Here is a 4,251-nt window from a genome sequence, read left to right on the forward strand (position 1 = left end):
CTTGTCGGTCGACTTGTTGTGACGGGTGCGGGCGCCCTTGGTCGGCTTGCCCCACGGAGTGACCGGGTGACGGCCGCCCGAAGTGCGGCCTTCGCCGCCGCCGTGCGGGTGATCGACCGGGTTCTTGGCGACGCCGCGGGTTAGCGGGCGCTTGCCCATCCAGCGGGTGCGACCGGCCTTGGCCAAGGTCTGGTTGCCATTGTCGGGGTTTGACACCGCGCCGACGGTCGCCATGCAATCCGACCGGACATAACGCTGCTCGCCCGAATTGAGGCGGACGATAACCATACCGCGATCACGGCCGACGACCTGGACATAGGTGCCGGCGGCGCGGGCGATCTGGCCGCCCTTGCCGGGCTTCAATTCGACGTTGTGGACGATGGTGCCGACCGGCATCTGGCCGACTTCCATGGCATTGCCCGGCTTCACGTCGACCTTCTTGCCGGCCACGACCTTGTCGCCCGGGGCGAGGCGCTGCGGGGCGATGATGTAGGACTGCTCGCCGCCCTCATAGGTGACGAGCGCGATGAAGGCCGAACGATTGGGATCATACTCGAGCCGCTCGACGGTGCCGGTGACGTCCCAGGTGCGACGCTTGAAATCGATGATCCGATAGCGCTGCTTGTGCCCGCCGCCGATGCCGCGCGAGGTCACGTGGCCGTTGCTGTTGCGGCCGCCGGATTTGGTCTTGCCCTCGGTCAGCCGCTTGATCGGCTTGCCCTTCCACAGGCTCGAGCGATCGACCAGAATGAGGCCACGGCGAGCCGGCGACGTAGGCTTATATTGCTTGAGAGCCATTACGCCTTCGCCCCTTCGGTGATGTCGATCGACTGACCTTCGGCGAGGGTGACGATGGCCTTCTTGACGTCCGACCGCTGATAGGGCTTGCCCTTCCAGCGCTTCGATTTGCCCTTGGTGATCATGGTGTTGACGCCAACGACGCTGACTCCGAACAACGCTTCGACCGCGGCCTTAATCTCGGGCTTCGACGCCCCTTGCGCGACCTTGAACACGACCGCATTATGGTCCGACAGCATGGTCGATTTCTCGGTGATGTGCGGCGCCAGCACCACGTCATAGTGGCGGATGTCGATCGCCGTTGCTTGCTTCTTAGCCATTGAAACGCGCCTCCAGCTTTTCGACCGCGGCGCGGGTCAGGACCAGCGTCTCATGGCGCATGATGTCGTATACATTGGCGCCAACCGCCGGCATCAGGTTGATCTCGCCGAGGTTCGACGAAGCGCGGGCGAAGCCGACGTTCAAGGCGTCGCCGTCCATCACCAGCGCGGTCTTGCCAAAGCCCAGCTTGCCAAGCTTCTCACGCAGCTCGCGGGTCTTGCCGTCCTTGAGATCGAGGTTGTCGATCACCACCAGCTGGCCGCCCATGGCTTTGGCGGACAACGCCATCCTGAGGCCCAGCGTGCGGATCTTCTTGTTGAGGCTCGACACGAAAATCCGGGCGCGCGGGCCGTGGGCCTTGCCGCCGCCGATAAAGATCGGGGCGCGGCGATCGCCGTGGCGGGCGGTGCCGCCGCCCTTTTGCTTGCCGAACTTCTTGCCGGTGCGGTTGACGTCGCTGCGCTCGCGCGCCGCGCGGGCCGGGCCGCGACGGTTGGTGAGCTGCCAGGTGACGACGCGGTGGAGGATATCCGCCCGCGGTTCGACACCGAAGATCGCATCGTCGAGAGTGATGTCCCCGCCGGCTTTCGCGTCTAGGGTCTGGACCTTGACCTTCATCGCTTAGCTTTCCTTGCTGTCGTCGGCGGCCGGGGTTTCGCCCGCATCGCCAGCGCCGCCCGTATCGGTGTCGCCACCGGTTTCGGCCTCGGCCTCTGTTTCGCTGTCGAGGGCGCCGCCGGCTTCCTGCTCGGCGGCGATCGCCGCGACTTCATCGTCGCCCGGAAGCGCCGGAATCTCGTGCACCGCGGCATCATCCACCAGGCCCGCGGGTGCGGCTTCCTCGACCGGCTGGTTCTTACTGACCAGGCCGGCGGGGTATGGCACGCCGTCGTGACGGGGAAGCTTGATGGCATCCTCGACCGAGACCCAACCGCCCTTGGAGCCGGGGATCGATCCCTTGATGAACAGGAGCCCGCGAACCGCGTCCGTACGGACCACTTCAAGGTTCTGCTGGGTGCGGTTGCGGGCGCCCATGTGACCCGCCATCTTCTTGTTCTTGAACACTTTACCCGGATCTTGTCGCTGTCCGGTGGAGCCGTGCGAACGGTGCGAGACCGAGACGCCGTGGGTCGCGCGCAGGCCCTTAAAGCCCCAGCGCTTCATCGCCCCGGCGAAGCCCTTGCCCTGGGTGACGCCGCAAACGTCGACCAATTGGCCGGCGACGAAATGGTCGGCGCTGATGGTCGCGCCGACGTCGAGGAGCGCATCCTCGGCAACGCGAAATTCGACCAGCTTCGACTTGGGTTCGACCTTGGCCTTACCGAACGCGGCGCGCTGCGGCTTGGCAACATTCTTCGCTTTGGCCTTGCCGGCGCCCAGTTGCACGGCGGTATAGCCGTCGCGCTCCATCTCGCGGCGGGCGACGACCTGCAGTTCTTCCAGCTGAAGAACGGTGACAGGCACATGCCGGCCGTCCGCCTGAAACAGGCGGGTCATGCCGACTTTCCTTGCGATCACGCCAGTGCGCACGATCAAACTCCCAAACAGAGGCCTTGCCGAACAATTCGGAAGGCGTGCCAGCCCATAATCAATGCGTGCCCCGCCTGGGCTTGAGCTCCGTCAAAAGACGGAACGGCGGGGACGCAGCCCGGAATGCTTCCGGCGGTATCACCCATTTTGCCTGCCCTTGCGGGCGAGCGCCGGCCGTTAAGCCAGCTTAATCTCCACATCGACGCCGGCTGCGAGGTCGAGCTTCATCAGCGCGTCGACGGTTTGCGGCGTCGGCTGCACGATATCGAGCAGCCTTTTGTAAGTCCGGACCTCGAACTGCTCGCGCGACTTCTTGTCGACGTGCGGCGAGCGGTTGACGGTGAACTTCTCAATGCGCGTCGGCAACGGAATGGGACCGCGGATCAGCGCACCTGTGCGCCGGGCAGTATCTGCAATATCGCCGGTCGCTTGATCGAGCACACGGTGATCGAAAGCTTTCAGGCGAATACGGATATTCTGCGTTTCCATGTCCCTACCGATGCGAAAGAGCCCGTTCTTCACCGCCGAAACGGATCAGAACTCCAAACCAAAATCGGGTATGCCCGGCGACTGGTCTTGCGACCGCGGCCCCCGTGCCTACCCTAGTACACGCTTAAAAAGCGATCCGCGCGACCTGGGATCCAGAATCGCGCGGAAGCCGCCCTATATTACTTCGTGATCGAACCGACAACCCCTGCGCCGACGGTCCGGCCGCCTTCGCGAATGGCGAAGCGCAGACCCGGGTCCATGGCGATCGGCGCGATCAGCTTGACGCCCAGCGTGACGTTGTCGCCCGGCATCACCATTTCGGTGCCCTCGGGGAGCACGACTTCACCGGTGACGTCGGTCGTCCGGAAATAGAATTGCGGACGATAGTTGGCGAAGAACGGCGTGTGACGGCCGCCCTCATCCTTCGACAGCACGTAGACTTCGGCCGAGAAATCGGTGTGCGGCTTGATCGAGCCGGGCTTGCACAGAACCTGCCCACGCTCGACTTCCTCACGACCGATGCCGCGGATCAGCGCACCGATATTGTCGCCGGCCTGGCCCTGATCGAGCAGCTTGCGGAACATCTCGACACCGGTGACGACAGTCTTCTGGGTGTCCTTGATACCGACGATCTCGACTTCTTCGCCGACCTTGACGATGCCGGTTTCGACGCGGCCAGTGACGACCGTACCGCGACCCGAAATCGAGAACACGTCCTCGATCGGCATCAGGAACGGCTTGTCGAGTGGACGCTCGGGCTGCGGGATCCAGCTGTCGACTGCTTCCATCAGCTTGAGGATGGATTCACGGCCAATCTCAGGGTTCTTGTCCTCGAGAGCTGCCAGCGCGGAGCCAGTGACGATCGGAATATTGTCGCCGTCGAAATCGCGCTTGGAGAGCTCCTCGCGGATTTCCAGCTCGACCAGTTCGAGCAGTTCGGGATCGTCGACCTGGTCGACCTTGTTGAGGTAAACCACCATGGTCGGGACGCCGACCTGCTTGGCGAGCAGGATGTGCTCCTTGGTCTGCGGCATCGGGCCGTCGGCGGCCGACACGACCAGGATCGCGCCGTCCATCTGGGCGGCACCGGTGATCATGTTCTTCACATAATCG

At 63.9% G+C, this 4,251-nt stretch carries 6 protein-coding genes; all 6 read right to left on the minus strand.

The features are described from left to right. The coding region (gene rplB, locus RMO25_RS08465; RefSeq protein ID WP_309662167.1) for a 50S ribosomal protein L2 at positions 1 to 798 on the minus strand (798 nt) is incomplete at its 3' end. Then, a complete protein-coding gene (locus RMO25_RS08470) occupies positions 798 to 1,118 on the minus strand; it encodes a 50S ribosomal protein L23 (protein WP_309662168.1) in 321 nt (106 codons plus the stop codon). The genes RMO25_RS08470 and rplB, both read right to left, overlap by 1 nt. Then, the gene (gene rplD, locus RMO25_RS08475; RefSeq protein WP_309662169.1) at positions 1,111 to 1,737 is read right to left on the minus strand and encodes a 50S ribosomal protein L4; all 627 of its coding nucleotides are present in this window, start codon (positions 1,735 to 1,737) and stop codon (positions 1,111 to 1,113) included. The genes RMO25_RS08470 and rplD overlap by 8 nt, the downstream gene beginning before the upstream one ends. Before the next feature lie 3 nt (positions 1,738 to 1,740). After that, entirely contained in the window at positions 1,741 to 2,649 is a 909-nt protein-coding gene (gene rplC / locus RMO25_RS08480; RefSeq protein WP_309662170.1) for a 50S ribosomal protein L3, read from the minus strand. Positions 2,650 to 2,826: 177 nt separating this feature from the next. After that, entirely contained in the window at positions 2,827 to 3,138 is a 312-nt protein-coding gene (rpsJ, locus tag RMO25_RS08485; RefSeq protein WP_028969184.1) for a 30S ribosomal protein S10, read from the minus strand. A gap of 179 nt (positions 3,139 to 3,317) precedes the next feature. Beyond that, positions 3,318 to 4,251 (minus strand): elongation factor Tu (gene tuf / locus RMO25_RS08490; protein ID WP_309662171.1); only part of this gene is annotated, 934 nt, incomplete at its 5' end.

It is taken from the genome of Sphingomonas sp. (genome assembly GCF_031361285.1).
In the GTDB taxonomy this organism is placed as follows: domain Bacteria; phylum Pseudomonadota; class Alphaproteobacteria; order Sphingomonadales; family Sphingomonadaceae; genus Sphingomicrobium.